Source organism: Pseudomonas sp. NY15354 (assembly GCF_048068075.1).
Lineage (GTDB): Bacteria > Pseudomonadota > Gammaproteobacteria > Pseudomonadales > Pseudomonadaceae > Aquipseudomonas > Aquipseudomonas guariconensis_C.
Genome location: NZ_JBLUPV010000022.1, coordinates 1 through 16,030, shown reverse-complemented (window position 1 = coordinate 16,030; position 16,030 = coordinate 1). Strand labels below are relative to the sequence as shown.

General features: G+C 63.8%; 15 protein-coding genes. 10 read left to right on the top strand and 5 right to left on the bottom strand.

Annotation, left to right across the window (positions count from 1 at the left end; genetic code table 11):
- Positions 1-84: 84 nt before the first annotated feature.
- Positions 85-2,694 (bottom strand): bifunctional aconitate hydratase 2/2-methylisocitrate dehydratase, encoded by a 2,610-nt coding sequence (gene acnB / locus ACNFCH_RS18850; RefSeq protein ID WP_070093964.1) that lies wholly within the window; start codon positions 2,692-2,694, stop codon positions 85-87.
- Between the two features lie 406 nt (positions 2,695-3,100).
- Here acnB and ACNFCH_RS18845 point away from each other — a divergent pair, with 406 nt between their 5' ends.
- On the top strand, positions 3,101-3,568 hold the full coding sequence (locus ACNFCH_RS18845; RefSeq protein ID WP_196165165.1) for a DUF1289 domain-containing protein: 468 nt from the start codon (positions 3,101-3,103) through the stop codon (positions 3,566-3,568).
- Positions 3,569-3,616: 48 nt separating this feature from the next.
- On the opposite strand, the gene queD is transcribed toward ACNFCH_RS18845, so the two are convergent.
- On the bottom strand, positions 3,617-3,973 hold the full coding sequence (gene queD, locus ACNFCH_RS18840; RefSeq protein ID WP_416743294.1) for a 6-carboxytetrahydropterin synthase QueD: 357 nt from the start codon (positions 3,971-3,973) through the stop codon (positions 3,617-3,619).
- Positions 3,974-4,025: 52 nt separating this feature from the next.
- Positions 4,026-5,105, bottom strand: coding sequence for a patatin-like phospholipase family protein (locus tag ACNFCH_RS18835; RefSeq protein WP_416743293.1), 1,080 nt, complete (start codon positions 5,103-5,105; stop codon positions 4,026-4,028).
- A 191-nt stretch (positions 5,106-5,296) separates the two neighbouring features.
- On the opposite strand from ACNFCH_RS18835, the gene ACNFCH_RS18830 reads away from it, so the two are divergent.
- The 5 genes from ACNFCH_RS18830 (at position 5,297) to ACNFCH_RS18810 (ending at position 9,400) form a co-directional block, all read left to right on the top strand.
- Positions 5,297-5,605, top strand: coding sequence for a PepSY domain-containing protein (locus ACNFCH_RS18830; protein ID WP_043213984.1), 309 nt, complete (start codon positions 5,297-5,299; stop codon positions 5,603-5,605).
- Positions 5,605-5,919, top strand: coding sequence for a PepSY domain-containing protein (locus ACNFCH_RS18825; protein ID WP_070093959.1), 315 nt, complete (start codon positions 5,605-5,607; stop codon positions 5,917-5,919). Before ACNFCH_RS18830 ends, ACNFCH_RS18825 begins: the two co-directional genes overlap by 1 nt.
- Positions 5,920-6,588, top strand: coding sequence for a response regulator transcription factor (locus ACNFCH_RS18820; RefSeq protein ID WP_196165168.1), 669 nt, complete (start codon positions 5,920-5,922; stop codon positions 6,586-6,588).
- Positions 6,585-7,904: a sensor histidine kinase gene (locus tag ACNFCH_RS18815; protein ID WP_337160056.1), complete on the top strand. Its 1,320-nt coding sequence runs from the start codon at positions 6,585-6,587 to the stop codon at positions 7,902-7,904. Before ACNFCH_RS18820 ends, ACNFCH_RS18815 begins: the two co-directional genes overlap by 4 nt.
- Positions 7,905-8,242: 338 nt before the next feature.
- Positions 8,243-9,400 (top strand): HPP family protein, encoded by a 1,158-nt coding sequence (locus tag ACNFCH_RS18810; RefSeq protein WP_416743292.1) that lies wholly within the window; start codon positions 8,243-8,245, stop codon positions 9,398-9,400.
- Here ACNFCH_RS18810 and ACNFCH_RS18805 read toward each other — a convergent pair.
- Positions 9,374-10,240 carry a LysR family transcriptional regulator gene (locus ACNFCH_RS18805; protein ID WP_196165171.1) on the bottom strand — a complete coding sequence of 289 codons (867 nt, stop codon included), beginning with the start codon at positions 10,238-10,240 and terminating at the stop codon, positions 9,374-9,376. The two genes, ACNFCH_RS18810 and ACNFCH_RS18805, sit on opposite strands and share 27 nt — an antisense overlap.
- A gap of 178 nt (positions 10,241-10,418) precedes the next feature.
- Between ACNFCH_RS18805 and ACNFCH_RS18800 the strand changes: the two genes are divergently transcribed.
- On the top strand, positions 10,419-12,308 hold the full coding sequence (locus ACNFCH_RS18800) for a propionyl-CoA synthetase (protein WP_416743291.1): 1,890 nt from the start codon (positions 10,419-10,421) through the stop codon (positions 12,306-12,308).
- Between the two features lie 103 nt (positions 12,309-12,411).
- Here the strand turns inward: ACNFCH_RS18800 and zapE are convergent, their stop codons facing one another.
- Complete coding sequence (gene zapE, locus ACNFCH_RS18795) at positions 12,412-13,485, bottom strand: cell division protein ZapE (RefSeq protein WP_416743290.1); 1,074 nt, start codon at positions 13,483-13,485, stop codon at positions 12,412-12,414.
- A 251-nt stretch (positions 13,486-13,736) separates the two neighbouring features.
- On the opposite strand from zapE, the gene ACNFCH_RS18790 reads away from it, so the two are divergent.
- The 3 genes from ACNFCH_RS18790 to ACNFCH_RS18780 form a co-directional block, all read left to right on the top strand.
- Positions 13,737-14,894, top strand: coding sequence for a 2-aminoethylphosphonate--pyruvate transaminase (locus ACNFCH_RS18790; protein ID WP_416743289.1), 1,158 nt, complete (start codon positions 13,737-13,739; stop codon positions 14,892-14,894).
- A gap of 112 nt (positions 14,895-15,006) precedes the next feature.
- Positions 15,007-15,834, top strand: a complete 828-nt coding sequence (gene phnX / locus ACNFCH_RS18785; protein ID WP_196165175.1) for a phosphonoacetaldehyde hydrolase — start codon at positions 15,007-15,009, stop codon at positions 15,832-15,834.
- Between the two features lie 58 nt (positions 15,835-15,892).
- On the top strand, positions 15,893-16,030 hold a 138-nt coding region (locus ACNFCH_RS18780; protein ID WP_337160412.1), incomplete at its 3' end, for a hypothetical protein.

Here is a 16,030-nt window from a genome sequence, read left to right as displayed (position 1 = left end):
CAGTGAATGCAAGGCCCACAAAAAAGCCCCGGCATCTCTGCCGGGGCTTCTTCTTACCGCTTGTAGCTTACAGCTTGCCGCTCATTACGCCTGGACCACTGGGATCTTGGCGTTGGCCGCCGCTTCGCGGAACTCGGCGATCTGGTCGAAGCTCAGGTAGCGGTAGACGTCGGCAGCCATGCTGTCGATGTCCTTGGCGTACTGCAGGTACTCTTCGACGGTCGGCAGTTTGCCGATGATCGAGGCAACCGCGGCCAGTTCGGCCGAAGCCAGGTAGACGTTGGTGGCGTCGCCCAGGCGGTTCGGGAAGTTACGGGTCGAGGTGGAGACCACGGTAGAACCGGTCTGTACGCGAGCCTGGTTACCCATGCACAGCGAGCAGCCTGGCATTTCCATGCGCGCACCGGCCTTGCCGTAGATGCCGTAGTAGCCTTCTTCGGTCAGCTGGTGGGCGTCCATCTTGGTTGGCGGGGCCAGCCACAGACGGGTTGGAATACCACCTTTGACCTTGTCCAGCAGCTTACCGGCAGCGCGGAAGTGGCCGATGTTGGTCATGCACGAACCGATGAACACTTCGTCAATCTTGTCGCCGGCAACGGTCGACAGCAGACGGGCGTCGTCCGGGTCGTTCGGCGCGCAGAGCACAGGCTCCTTGACGTCGGCCAAGTCGATCTCGATGACGGCGGCGTATTCGGCGTCGGCGTCGGCAGCCAGCAGCTGAGGCTTGGCCAGCCAGGCTTCCATCGCCTGGGCACGGCGCTCCAGGGTACGGGCGTCACCGTAGCCTTCGCTGATCATCCAGCGCAGCAGGGTGATGTTGGACTTCAGGTACTCGGCGATCGACTCTTCCGGCAGCTTGATGGTGCAACCGGCGGCGGAACGCTCGGCCGAGGCGTCGGACAGCTCGAAGGCTTGTTCGACGGTCAGCTCGTTCAGGCCTTCGATCTCCAGGATGCGGCCGGAGAAGATGTTCTTCTTGCCCTTCTTCTCGACAGTCAGCAGACCTTGCTGGATGGCGTAGTAAGGGATGGCGTGGACCAGGTCGCGCAGGGTGATGCCAGGCTGCAGCTTGCCCTTGAAGCGAACCAGTACCGACTCCGGCATGTCCAGCGGCATGACGCCAGTGGCAGCGGCGAAGGCGACCAGGCCGGAACCGGCCGGGAAGGAAATGCCGATCGGGAAGCGGGTGTGCGAGTCGCCACCGGTGCCGACGGTGTCAGGCAGCAGCATGCGGTTCAGCCAGCTGTGGATGATACCGTCGCCTGGACGCAGGGACACGCCGCCACGGGTGCGGATGAAATCTGGCAGGGTGTGGTGGGTGTTGACGTCGATCGGCTTCGGATAGGCAGCGGTGTGGCAGAACGACTGCATGACCAGGTCGGCGGAGAAGCCCAGGCAGGCGAGGTCTTTGAGCTCGTCGCGGGTCATCGGGCCGGTGGTGTCCTGGGAACCGACGGTGGTCATCTTCGGCTCGCAGTAGGCACCTGGGCGCACGCCCTGGCCTTCCGGCAGCCCGCAGGCGCGACCGACCATCTTCTGTGCCAGGGTGAAGCCCTTGCCGCTGTCGGCAGGCTGCTCTGGCTTCTTGAACAGGTCCGAAGCACCCAGGCCCAATTCGGCACGGGCTTTTTCGGTCAGGCCACGGCCGACGATCAGCGGGATACGGCCGCCAGCGCGGACTTCGTCCAGCAGGACTTCGGTTTTCAGCTCGAAGGTGGTGACCAGCTCGTCGCTGCCGTGACGGCGCACTTCACCTTTGAACGGGTAGACGTCGATGACGTCGCCCATGGCCAGGTTGGTGCAGTCGAATTCGATCGGCAGGGCGCCGGCGTCTTCCATGGTGTTGTAGAAGATCGGGGCGATCTTGGTGCCGAAGCAGAAGCCACCGGCGCGCTTGTTCGGCACGTAAGGGATGTCGTCGCCGAAGAACCACAGCACCGAGTTGGTGGCCGATTTACGCGAGGAACCGGTACCGACCACGTCACCGACGTAGGCGACCGGGAAGCCCTTGGCCTTGACCGCTTCGATCTGCTTGAGCGGGCCGACGGAGCCAGGTTGCTCCGGCTCGATGCCGTCACGGGCCATTTTCAGCATGGCCAGGGCGTGCAGCGGGATGTCAGGGCGCGACCAGGCGTCCGGGGCAGGGGACAGGTCGTCGGTGTTGGTTTCGCCAGGCACCTTGAACACGGTCAGGGTGTACTTTTCGGCGATTGCCGGGCGGGCGGTGAACCACTCGCCAGCAGCCCAGGAGTCCAGGACGGCCTTGGCGTGAACATTGCCGGCCTTGGCTTTTTCAGCCACGTCGTGGAAGGCATCGAACATCAGCAGGGTGTGCTTGAGCTGTTCGGCCGCGACGGCGCCCAGTTCGGCGTCATCCAGCAGCGCGACCAGCGTCTCGATGTTGTAGCCGCCTTGCATGGTGCCCAGCAGCTCGGTGGCATGCTTGCGGTCGATCAGCGGGGATTTGGCTTCGCCCTTGGCGATGGCGGAGAGGAAAGCGGCCTTGACGTAGGCGGCTTCGTCGACTCCTGGGGGAACGCGGTTGGTGATCAGGTCTACGAGGAAGGCTTCTTCGCCGGCCGGCGGGTTTTTCAGCAGCTCGACCAGGCCTGCAGTTTGTTCGGCGTTAAGCGGCTGGGGGACGATGCCCAGGGCGGCACGCTCTTCGATGTGTTTGCGGTAGGCTTCAAGCACAGTTATTACCCTCATCAGTGGTCCCTAAAGGGGAGTCCGGGACGCTCATCCAGCATTCTTTGCACCCATGCGCAATGACGGCTTTGTGGGCCGCCCAGCCAGGGTCGCAGAGAATCCTTACAGAAGCTGCTTTCAAAGTTTTACGCCTGTAGAACGGTGAGCTGATGAGGGCTGGCGCGGGCCATGCACGGTGGCATGCCCCGGCCAACGCCGTTCTACCGGATGAACTGTGCTCGTGACGCTTTGAAAACAGCTTCCAACGGACATTGGTGCCTTGAAAAGGCGGTGTGATTCTACGGCAAAAAAAGAGCGAACGTAAGGCGGCACACACGACTTTAACGAGTGACCCTGGTTAGACAAAGGGCTAACATTGCCAGGTGTTCCACCGCCAGGCCGTTGTCTGTACATGTCCAACCAGTCCATCAAAACCCCTTGCGTAGGGCTCTGCTCCACGGTCTATGGCGACCTGGTTTGCCGGGGCTGCAAGCGCTTCCACCACGAAGTGATCCACTGGAACAGCTACGACGAGGACGAAAAACGTGCCGTCTGGCAGCGCCTGGAGCAACTGCTGGTGCAGGTGATGATGGCCAAGCTGGAAGTGTTCGACAAAGAACGCCTGCGCCAGCAACTGGAGCAGCGTTCGATTCGCTTTCTGGCGCACCAGTCCGAATATTGCTGGGCCTACCAGTTGATCGCCCGAGGCGCGCGCATGATCCGGGATCTGGAAGCCTATGGCATGGCCCTGCTTCCGGAATTTCGCGACTGGGAACTGCCGCAGCTGCGCGACGCCATTGACCGGGAGTTCTTCCTGCTGTCGGAGGCGCATTACCAGCGCTACATCGCACCGTCCTTCCTCAAGCAGGCGCTGGGCTAAGCGAGCGCCTTGCCCATGGGCGCCCTGCAGGCGCCCGGTTGACCGAGGTCAGTCGCCGCTGTACTCGCAGCCGCTGGTGCAGGTTTCGTGGATACGGACCTTCGACAGCTCCGGCAGCAGAGGCTTGACCTGGTCCCAGATCCACTTGGCGATCACTTCGCTGGTGGGGTTCTCAAGGCCCGGAATGTCGTTCAAGTAGTTGTGATCCAGTTGCTCGTAGATCGGCTTGAAGATCGCCTTGATCTCGGCGAAGTCGCGGATCCAGCCGGTGTGAGGGTCGAGCGGGCCGGTCAGGTGCAGGCCGACCTTGAACGAGTGACCGTGCAGGCGACCGCATTTGTGCCCGACGGGAACGTTGGGCAGGCGGTGGGCCGATTCGAATGTAAATTCCTTGAAAATTTCCACGCTGTAGAGACTCTTGAAAACAATGCTGGCGTGCAGTTTATCAGCATGCCCGTTACAAGGCTTGCAGCTGTTCGTGCAGCCGCCCGGTGGTGATCAGCTCCAGCAGTTCATCACCCAGGCGCTGGCTCTCGGCAATGGCTTTGTACCAGTAGCGCTTGCGTGCGGGCGCATCGCCCATGAAGCGCTTGAAGTCGTTGCGGTCCGGCAGCTTGCCGTAGGGCAGTGCGGCCAGGTACTGGGGTGAGGGCGTCATCAACAGTACATTGTGCAGGCGCCTGGCATCGCCGCGGCGCCAGGGCAGGGCTTTGTCGAACCAGCCGGGTACCACTTTGTCGGTGAAGTGCGGGTAGAGCACCAGATCATCGCCCTGATAGGGCAGGTCCAGGTGATAGTCGAGCAGGCCGCCGTCGCGGTAAGTGCCGGCACCTGCGCCGGGAATGTCACGCACGCCTTCCATCACCATGGGGATCGAGCCCGAGGCGAGCAGGGCATGGCGCAGGTTGGCGAGGTCCAGGGGCAGGCAGCGCGACGGGAAATCGGTCAGCGCGTCCAGCGGCGGCGCGGCGCGCCCGTCGTGCAGGATGACGCGCTCGAAGTACCGCGCCAGGCGTGACCGGCCGAGCAAGTTGTTGGCGATCACCGAAGACAAGCCCACACCCAGGCGAGCGCGATGGTCGTCGGCGAGCAGCCCGTGGCTTTTGACCACCAAGATGTTCAGGCGGTAATGCGGGTTGGCGAGGATCTGCCCGTCGCGGCCTTGCAGCAGCTCATCGAGCATGCGCGTGCAGCTTTGGCTGATCTGGGTTGGCGTCACGCCCTTGGCAAAATCCTGTTCGGTGTACAGCTCACCCAGGCGACGCAGGCCATCGACCGGATCGTTTAGGCAGGCACTGGCGAAGCGCCAGGCGCCGATCGAGGCGCCGATCAGCGCGCGTTGGCGCGCAGCCGAGGGCAGCCACTGCCCGAACAGCGCCAGGTCCAGCCCTTGGATGCCCAGAGGCTTGGGCCCGCCAGCGGCGCCTGGCAGTACGCCCACATCAGCCGCGCGCAGGCCGCGTTCGCGAATCTGGCGCAAGGCGCGTTGGCCAGCCTTGAAGGTCAGGGCAGGGTACTTGATGTGGATGGCGCTCATGACGGATCTCGCAGGCAACAAGCGGGTGATTATAGAGAGGATTGTCCGTGCCGGCCGTTTCGCGGATAGACCCGCGAAGCGGGCGCCCAAGCTGCGCTATCATGGCGCCTGCTGTTTTCAGGTTGGATTAAGGACCGCGGGGTAATCTTAACCCCGTAGACAACTTGCTGATCTCGATGGAGAGAGAACCCATGAAAACTTTGACTGCCCTGTTCACTGCCGCCGCCCTCGCTTTCGGTGCCAATGCCGCCTTCGCCAAGGACGTGCAACCTGATGAAGTGGTGAAGTTGGTCAACGCCAAGACCATCAAGTCCCTGGACGAGCTCAAGGCCGCCGCCGTGGCCAAGCACCCAGGCGCCACCGTGACCGATTCGGAGCTGGAAAACGAATACGGCCGCTACATCTACAAGGTCGAGCTGCGCGATACCCAGAACGTCGAGTGGGACGTGGACCTGGACGCCAAGACCGGTGAAGTCCTCAAGGACGAACGAGACAACTGATGCGTGAACTCCCGCGAACGGCGCGCTACCTGGCCCTGGCCCTGATGGCCGCCTGTTCGCTGGCAGGTGCCCGTGACCTGGACCAGGATGAAGCCCTCGAGCTGCGCCAGAAGGGCATCATCCTACCGTTGGAACACCTGCTCGAATCCGCCCTGGGACGCTATCCCGGGGCGCGTTTGCTGGAGGCGGAGCTTGAGGAAAAACACGACCGCTACGCGTACGAGGTCGAGTTGCTGACGCCGGCTGGCGTGGTCCGGGAGATCAAGCTCGACGCGCGTACCGGTGAGCTGCTCAAAGACGAGGAAGACGACTGAATGCGCCTGCTGCTTGTCGAGGACAATGTCCCTCTGGCCGACGAATTGATCGCCGGCCTGCAGCGCCAGGGATATGCCGTGGACTGGCTGGCCGATGGCCGTGATGCGGTGTACCAGGGCCAGAGCGAACCTTATGACCTGATCATCCTTGACCTGGGTCTGCCCGGCCTGCCAGGGCTTGAAGTATTGGGCCAGTGGCGCGCCGCCAACTTGGCCACACCGGTGCTGATCCTCACCGCGCGCGGCTCCTGGGCCGAACGGATCGAAGGGCTCAAGGCCGGTGCCGACGACTACCTGACCAAACCGTTCCACCCCGAGGAACTGCAACTGCGTATTCAGTCGCTGTTGCGTCGGGCCCGGGGCCTGGCCAACCAGCCGACGCTGGAGGCGGCCGGTCTGCACCTGGATGAAGGCCGTCAATGCGTGACCCGCGAAGGCGTCGATATCCAGCTGACGGCCGCGGAGTTTCGTCTGCTGCGCTATTTCATGCTGCACCCGCAGCAGGTGCTGTCCAAGAGCCACCTGGCCGAGCACCTGTACGACGGCGAGACCGAGCGCGACTCCAACGTGCTGGAAGTGCACGTCAACCACCTGCGTCGCAAGCTCGGCCGCAGCGTGATCGAGACGCGGCGCGGCCAGGGTTACGTGTATGCCGGGAGCGCGGCGTGAGGTCGATCCAGGCACGCCTGAGCCTTGGCCTGGTGGCCGTGCTGGTGGTGGTTGGCCTGGCCCTGGCCCAACTGAGCCTGTGGCTGTTCGAGGTCGGCTTGCAGCGTTACCTGGAAGCCGGCTTGCGCAAGGAAAGCGAGAACCTGCTGGTGGCCTTGGTGCGCGGCCCGTCGGGATTGCAGCTGGATGAGCGACGCATATCGGCGGCCTATCAGCGCCCGTTTTCGGGCTATTACTTTCGCATCGACTTCGACCAGGGCACTTGGCGCTCACGCTCGCTGTGGGACCTGGACATGCCCAAGCCTGCGGCTCCAGGGCTTGAGGACGGCCTTGAACTTGGGCCGGAGGGCCAGCAATTGCTGACCTTGCGTGCGGACTACCGGCGCCTGGGCCAGGACATCTCGATCAGTGTGGCCCAGGATTACTCCCCGGTGCGTGATGGCTTTCGTCGCATGCAGCAGATCGGTCTTGGCATGGGGTTGGTGGCGCTGGTACTGGTGCTGGTGTTGCAGCGCCTGACCGTGACCCGCTCGCTACGTCCCCTGGAGCGGGCACGCCAGCAGATCGCTCAGTTGCAGCAAGGCCAGCGCTCACAACTCGATGCCCAGGTACCCAGTGAGCTGCAACCGTTGGTGGACCAGATCAATCACCTGCTGGCGCACACCGAGGACAGCCTGCGTCGCTCGCGCAATGCCTTGGGCAACCTGGGGCATGCCTTGAAAACGCCTTTGGCGGTGCTCCTGAGCCTGGCCGCCAGCGAGCGCCTGAAAGACATGCCGGAAGTGCGCGACCAACTGCGCGAGCAGCTCGAGCAGATCCAGCAACGCCTGGCCCGTGAGCTCAACCGCGCGCGTCTGGCCGGTGATGCGCTGCCCGGTGCACAGTTCGACTGTGATGCCGAGCTGCCGGGCTTGCTCGGCACCCTGGGCATGATCCATGGCGAAGGGCTGCTGCTCGAGCGCGACGTGCCTGCGGGGTTGTTGTTGCCTTGGGATCGCGAAGACCTGCTGGAGCTGCTCGGCAACTTGCTGGACAACGCCTGCAAATGGGCCGACAGCGAGGTGCGCCTGGGCATCGCGCCGACAGTCGAGGGTTATCAGCTGTGGGTTGACGACGATGGCCCCGGCATTCCCGAAGCGGCGCGCCTGCAGGTACTGGAGCGGGGCTCGCGACTGGACGAGCAGGTCGATGGGCATGGCCTGGGCCTGGGCATCGTGCGCGATATCGTCGAGGCCTGGGAGGGGACGCTGGCGCTGCTGGAAAGCCCGTTGGGTGGTTTGCGGGTGAGTATCTCGCTGCCGCGCAAGGGGCGTTGATGAGGCCGCACCTCGATTAACTCATCATCGGCTCTGGGGAGTGGGGCCGCTTTGCGACCCATCGCAGGCTCCCACGCGAATCGCCGCAGGCCTGTATTTGCAAGTAAACCCACTGTCACAAGGTCAGCGCAGCGCCTGGCACTGCAAAAAAATTGCAGTTCAGCGGCACTTTTTTGAATTGGCCCCCTGGCCACCGCACCCGGCACAATCGCCGCCATGAAACTTCGTGTTTCCATCTCCATGGACGGAGCCATTAAGCTATTGCATTCGCAATACAAGCCCAGGCTGCTTTGGCTGGGCTTTCTTTTTAAATCAGAAGAACACGATTGACTGCCCCGATGTCTGCCTCGCGTCCCGAAAGCCGTCTGCAGCGCTTGTTGCCTGCGCCCCTGAACATCCCTCCCAAAGAATGGCTGCGTGCCGGTATCGGCGCGCTGCTTGGCCTGCTGCTCGCCGGGACCCTCGTCAGCATGGCCTATGGCCCTTCGGTCGCCCTGCACTTGCTGGGCCCCCTGGCCGCCTCGGCGGTGCTGGTGTTCGCGGTGCATTCTGGGCCCTTGGCTCAGCCGTGGCCCGTGCTGGGCAGCTATGCCGTGGCCTGCATCGTCGGGCTGTTGATGCGCCATTACCTGGGCACCGAGCTGTGGGTCGCTGCCACCGCGTTGGGCCTGTCGATCGTGGTGATGTGCCTGTTGCGCTGCCTGCACCCGCCCGGTGGCGGGGTGGCGGCAGGTGCGGTATTGGCCGACCCGGGGCTGACGGCGCTGGGCAATCACCTGCTCGAGCCGATCGTGCTCAATGCCTTGATCCTGGTTACCGTGGCGGTGTTCTACAACCGCCTGACCGGCGTGCGCTACCCCAAGGGACCTTTGCCGCGCAAAGACTTGCACCACACTCACGACCCACTGCCCAGCGAGCGGGTAGGGGTGAACAGCGAAGACCTGGATGTCGCCCTGGAAGAGTTGGGCGAGTTCGTCGACGTCACGCGCGATGAGCTCGAGCGCATCATCCTGGCCACCGAGCAGCACGCCCTGCAACGTAGCTTGGGTGGTATCACCGCGGCGTCGGTGATGTCCCGTGACGTGCAGTTCGCCTCGCCGGCCACCACGTTGGAGCAGGCCTGGAAGATGCTTTCCAACCACCACCTCAAGACCTTGCCGGTACTTGAAGGCGCTCGCCTGGTGGGCATCGTCAGCCTCAGCGACCTGGTCGGCCCGGCCATGGCCCGAGCGCGCTTCAGCTGGCGTGGGCTATTTCGTCGTCCCGTGGTGCGCATGGAACAGGTGATGAGCCGTCGGGTCATCAGCGTCAGCAGCCAGCATCCGCTCGATCGCCTGCTGCCGCTGCTGAGCGAGCAGGGCCTGCATTGCCTGCCGGTGCTCGAGGACGGCAAGTTGGTCGGTGTGATCACCCAGACCGATCTGATCGCCGGCCTGAAGCGGCACCTGCTCAATGCCGCTGCGCAACGTTCAGATAATCGGGTCCCAGCGTTGTGACCAATCGCTGTCGCCGGCGGCCACCAGCCGGCGCAGCACGCTGAAGGCTTGCTGCAAGGCCTCGCTGTCGCGCTTGCGGGCGTAGACCAGGAAGGTCGGGTAGGTGAACTCCGGCGCCTGTGGCACCCGTTCGACCACGCCTTTTTCCAGGTAAGCCTGCACCACCCGCGTACGGAAGTAGCCGCTGCCCCCTTGCTCGAGGATGAACTGCAACGCCAACGGGCCTAGGTTGAAGCTCAGCGCTGGGCGCGCGCAGTCGGGCAGGGCGGCATCATGCTGGCGGCGAAAGGCCTCGCCCCAGTCGATGTAGATATAGGGCTCGGGCTGATCGACCCGGCGCACGCGGATCAGCTTTTCTTCCATCAACTGCTCTACCTGCAGCCCCGGGCCATAGGTCGGCTGGTACACCAGCGCCGCGTCGAGCAAGCCCATTTCTACCTTGCGCAGCAACGACTCGCCATCGCTCACCTCACTGCGGATGGCATGGCTGGGCAGTTCGCGGTGCAGGGTGCTGACCCAGCTGAGCATCATCGGGTTGGCCAGGCTCACCTCGCCGCCTACATGCAGCACCTGCTGGCACCCCTGGGGCAGCGGCAGGTCGCGTCGGGCAGCCTCCCAGGTCTGTACCATCTGGTTGGCATAGACGACGAACGCCTCGCCATCGCTGGTGAGGGTCGCGCCGTTGCGGCTGCGGATGAACAGCTGGCAGCCCAGTTGCTGCTCCAGGCGTTGCACCCGTGCGGTGATGGCCGTCTGTGATACGAACAGGCGTTCGGCGGCGGCGACAAGGCTGCCGCAGCGCACGATTTCCAGGAAGGTACGGGCCTGATCGATATCCATTGAGACGGCTCGGTGGCTGACGGGGAGCCCTATTCTAGGCCTTTGCCATGCAGCGGGGCGACAGCCCCGTGCAATCTTGCATATCGGTTGCGACTTAAGTCCGATGGCGAGCGCAGGGTGCCGGTCCATACTCGAGATTCGCCCTTCAATAACAACAAGTACCGGGTTGCACATCGACATGACCTACCAGCACAGCTACGCCCGCTCCATTGCCGATCCCGCCGCCTTCTGGGCCGAACAGGCTGAAGACTTGGCCTGGCACCGTAAGCCTTCAATGACCCTGCAGGAGAACCCTGACGGCACCCACCGTTGGTTCGCCGATGGCCGGCTGAACAGCTGCCACCTGGCCCTTGACCACCAGATCGAGCAGGGCCGCGGCGACCAACTGGCGCTGATCTACGACTCGCCGGTGACCGGCGTGCAGCAGACCTTCACCTACCATCAGTTGCGTGACGAAGTGGCCCGCCTGGCTGGGCTGCTGAGGCAACTGGGCGTGGGCAAGGGCGATGGGGTGATCATCTACATGCCCATGGTGCCCCAGGCCGCCATGGCCATGCTGGCCTGCGCGCGCATTGGTGCCGTGCACTCGGTGGTGTTCGGTGGCTTTGCCGCCAACGAGCTGGCCCTGCGCATCGACGATGCCCGTCCGACGCTGTTGCTCACCGCCTCCTGCGGCCTGGAGTTCGACCGGGTGATCGAATACAAACCCTTGGTCGATCGCGCCCTGCAACTGGCCAGGCACCAGCCGCGTCATGTGCTGGTGCTGCAGCGCCAGCAAGCCCTCGCCAGCCTGCAAGCGGGCCGTGATCTGGACTGGCAGCAGGCGCTGGCCGGGGTCGACCCGGTACCGCCTGTGGCGCTGGAGGCGGGTGATCCGCTGTACATCATGTACACCTCTGGCACCACCGGGAAACCCAAGGGCATCGTGCGCGAGAACGGCGGCAACGCGGTCGCCCTGTGCTATGCCATGCGGCATATCTACGGCATGCAGGCCGGCGATGTGTGGTGGGGCATCTCTGATGTGGGCTGGGTGGTCGGGCACTCGCTGATCGTCTACGGGCCTTTGATGAACGGCTGCACCACGGTGTTCTACGAGGGCAAGCCCATTCGTACCCCGGACGCTGCGGCCTACTGGCGGGTGGTCGAGCAGTACCAGGTCAATGGCCTGTTCTGCGCCCCCACCGCCATGCGGGCGATCCGCAAGGAAGACCCCGAAGGCGAGCTGATCCGTCGCCACGACCTGAGTTCGCTGCGCCAACTGTTCCTGGCCGGCGAGAAGCTGGATTCGAGCACCCACCAATGGCTGGAGCGGGTCAGCGGCAAACCGGTGCATGACCACTGGTGGCAGACCGAGACCGGTTGGCCGGTCACCGCGCCCTGCGTGGGCCTGGAGGGCAGTGCGGCGCGGCCGGGCTCGAGCAATCGCGCGGTGCCGGGGTACAACGTGCAGGTGCTCGACGATGAGGGCCGACCCTTGGGGCCGAACGCGCAGGGCGCGATCGTCATCGCCTTGCCCTTGCCGCCCGGTTGCAGCCAGACCCTGTGGGGCGACCACGAACGTTACCTGCAGGCTTACCTGCAGCCGCACCCGGGCTATTACCACACCGGCGACGGCGGCTACCTGGATGAAGACGGATTCGTCTACATCATGGGGCGCACCGACGATGTGATAAACGTTTCTGGCCACCGCCTGTCCACGGGTGAGATGGAAGACCTGGTCGCCCGCCATCCTGCGGTGGCCGAGTGCGCGGTGATCGGTGTCCATGACGAGATCAAGGGCCAGGTGCCGCTGGCGCTGGTGGTGCTCAAGGACGGCGAGGGGCTTGGCGAGCAGCAGTTGCAGGCGGAGCTGGTGGCCAGCGTGCGCGAGCACATCGGCGCCTTGGCGTGCTTCAACCGCGTGCGCCTGGTCAAGCGGCTACCCAAGACGCGTTCAGGCAAGATCCTGCGCGCGGTGCTGCGCAAGATCGCTGACGGGCAGGATTATGTGCCGCCTTCGACCCTGGACGATCCGGCGGTACTCGTTGAAATTGAAGAGGTGTTGGCGGATCTGCCGAGGGCTTGTTGATGCCGCGTCAGGTCTGATCCGGGGGCCGCTATGCGGCCCTTTCGCGGCGCAAGGCCGCTCCTACAGGCGATGGGTTGCATAGCAGCCCCGCCGGGCACCAGGGTCAGATCGGCCCGACCTGATGCAACTGCCCCAGCCGACTGCGGGTGCGCATCAGGTCGGCAAGCGATCCGCCCAGGCTCTGGGCCAGCGGCCGCTTGCCAATCACTGTCACGGTCTTGTCCTGGTCGTACAGCACGTCCACCAGGTTGACGAAGCGTTGCTGCGCCGCCAGCGAGCATTCGGACAGGTCATCCAGCCCATCGATGATCCACTGGTCGAAACGCTCGGCCAGTGCGAGATAGTCGATCACCGCCGTGGCCCGTTCGCACAGGTCCGCGAAGGCGAACATCACCTGGCGTCCCTGGCTGGCCAGCGCGGGCAGGTTGCGTTTGTTCACTTCCAGGCAGATCGGCTGCGCGACCGGTAGCGCCAGGGCCTGGCGCTGGTCGGCATCGCCTGGCCACAGGTAATGCCCTTGGGTAAAGCGTTGCTGCTCGCGGTTGGCCGGCAGGCTGCGAAAATCCGTGTCGCCGCCCACTTCCAGCACCTGCATACGGCTGCGGATCAGGCGTATCACCGGCAGGAAGCGCTCGTGATACAGCGGGTTGGGCAGCAGGCCCTCGGGGGCGTAATTCGAGGTCACCAGCAAGAATACACCCCGGTCGAACAGGGCGTTGAACAGGCGGGTGAGGAGCATGGCATCGCCGATGTCGTGGACGTGGAACTCGTCGAAACACAGTATCTGGCACTGTTCGAGCAATTCATTCAGCGTTGTGCCCAGGGCATCGTCCAGCGCTCGGTTGCGGTGCATCCCTTGGTGCAGACGGGCGAAGAAATCATGAAAGTGCAGGCGGCGCTTGGCCTCGATCGGCACAGCCTCGAAGAACCCGTCGAGCAGCCAGCTCTTGCCGCGTCCCACCGAGCCATGCAGGTAAAGGCTGCGCGCCTGGCCCTGTTCCAGCAGGGCCAGTTGATCGGCCATGGCCTGGATGACACGGCGCTGCCCTTCGCTCAGTTGGTAGCCGCGGCTGTCAGCTTTGTCCTGGAAAAACGCCAGCAGCGCATTGTCAGCGGGCGCCATGGCGCGCTGGCGCTTTCGCAAATGACGTAACGGCGTGGGAATCCAGGCGGACACGTACGGGCTCCTCGGTACAAAGACAGGGCAGGGCAGCTTGCAGCAGACGAGTGTTTGGAGCAATCGAGAATATGCCCGGCGATGATCGCGAAATGCGATCGGTCCATGGCCTGGCGGCGAGTCAAAATCGCTACAAATAAACAGGACTTATTTGTGAAATACGATAAATCGATTTTTCTTATCTAGCGCGAATTGCTTCCATGCACCTCATGCATCACTCCTTCACAAAAACAAAACCGCCGGAGAAGATCATGACCAAAGCCGAAGCCCTCCCTCTTGCCCAGCCTGCCTTGGGTGAGCCCTATCTGCTGACCCCTGGCCCGCTCACCACCTCCAAGGCCACCAAGGAGGCCATGCTGCGCGACTGGGGCTCATGGGATGGCGATTTCAATCGGGTCACGGCCGAGGTTCGCCAGCAGTTGCTGAGCATGGCCGGCGTGGAGGATGACAGTTTTGCCTGCGTCCCGCTGCAAGGCAGCGGCAGCTACTCGGTGGAGGCCGCCCTGGCCACGGCCATCCCCAAGGACGGCAAGGCCCTGGTACTGATGAATGGCGCCTACGGCCAGCGCGCCAGCAAGACCCTCGAATACCTCAATCGCGCCTACATCACCCTGGACAAAGGCGACTACCTACCGCCCGAGCCTGATGAAGTCGATGCGCTGCTCAAGGCCAACCCGGACGTCACCAACGTCTTCATCGTCCACTGCGAAACCAGCTCCGGCATCCTCAACCCGCTGCGCGCCATCGCCGATGTGGTCAAGGCCCACGGCAAGAGCCTGATCGTCGATGCCATGAGCTCCTTCGGCGCCGTGCCCCTGACCGTTCAGGACATCGCCTTCGACGTGCTGGTGTCCTCGGCCAACAAATGCATCGAAGGCATCCCGGGCTTTGGCTTCGTGATCATCCGCCGCAGTGTGCTGGAGGCCGCCAAGGGCCGCGCCAACTCCCTGAGCCTAGACCTGTTCGAACAGTGGGCCTACATGGAGCGCACCGGGCAATGGCGCTTCACTCCGCCGACCCACAGCGTGGTGGCCTTCCACAAGGCCTTGGAGCAGCACCGTGCCGAAGGCGGCGTGGCGGGCCGGCAGGCGCGCTACACCCGCAATCGCGATGTGCTGGTGGCCGGCATGCGCGAGCTGGGCTTCAAGACCCTGCTGGAAGACTGCTGGCTGTCGCCGATCATCACCACGTTCTTCAGCCCCGAACATCCGAACTTCGACTTCAAGCGCTTCTACGACGAGCTCAAGGCCCGTCAGTTCATCATCTACCCAGGCAAGCTGACCGTGGCCGAAAGCTTCCGCATCGGTTGCATCGGCCAGATCGACGAACACATCGTTCACCAACTGCTGCGCGCCATCGCCGACACCCTTTTGTTGATGGACGTGGACATGCAGCGCCCAGCCGCCTGAGTCGGTCCTGTCGAGGCGGCAGGCCTTGTCGCCTCGACGCTCCCCCTTACCGTTGAGCCGGATTCCGCGCGCGGAGTCCGGGTGCTTATTAGCGATTTCTGGAGCCATCACGATGCACTACGAACAGCCTTCCTCGCTGCAAGCCGCAATTCTCGACTGGGCCGGTACCGTCGTCGATTTCGGCTCGTTCGCGCCCACCCAGATTTTCGTCGAAGCGTTCGCCGAGTTCGGCGTGAGCGTTTCCCTGGAAGAAGCCCGCGGCCCGATGGGCATGGGCAAGTGGGACCATATCCGTACCCTGTGCGATGTGCCCGAGATTGCCGAGCGCTACCGCAAGGTGTTCGGCCGCACCCCGACCGATGACGATGTCACCGCTATCTACGAGCGCTTCATGCCTTTGCAGATCGAGAAGATCGCTGTGCACTCGGCGTTGATCCCGGGAGCCCTGGAGGCCATCGCTGCGGTGCGCGACAAGGGGCTCAAGGTCGGCTCCTGCTCCGGTTACCCGAAAGTGGTGATGGACAAAGTGGTGGAGCTTGCCAAGCACAACGGCTACGTCGCCGATCACGTGGTGGCCACCGACGAGACCCCCAACGGTCGTCCATGGCCGGCCCAGGCACTGGCCAATGTGATCGCCTTGGGCATCGATGACGTCGCCGCCTGCGTCAAGGTCGACGACACCTGGCCGGGCATCCTCGAAGGTCGTCGCGCCGGCATGTGGACCGTGGCCCTGACCTGCTCGGGCAACGCTCTGGGCTTGCCTTACCCGGCTTACAAGTCGTTGCCAGCGGACAAACTGGCCGAGGAACGCGCGCGCATTGTCAAGATGTTCGAGCCGTCCCGCCCGCATTACCTGATCGACACCATCGCGGACCTGCCGGCGGTGATCGATGACATCAACCAGCGTCTGGCCCGGGGTGAAACACCGCAAGCCTGTTGAGCGGTACCTAACGACACGACACTCGCAACCCCTACAAGCTAGAGCCAGGAGACACACCATGCGTTACGCACATCCGGGTACCGACGGCGCGAAAATTTCCTTCAAGAGCCGCTATGGCAACTACATCGGCGGTGAGTTCGTTCCTCCGGTCAAGGGTGAATACTTCACCAACACCTCCCCGGTGAACGGCCAGCCG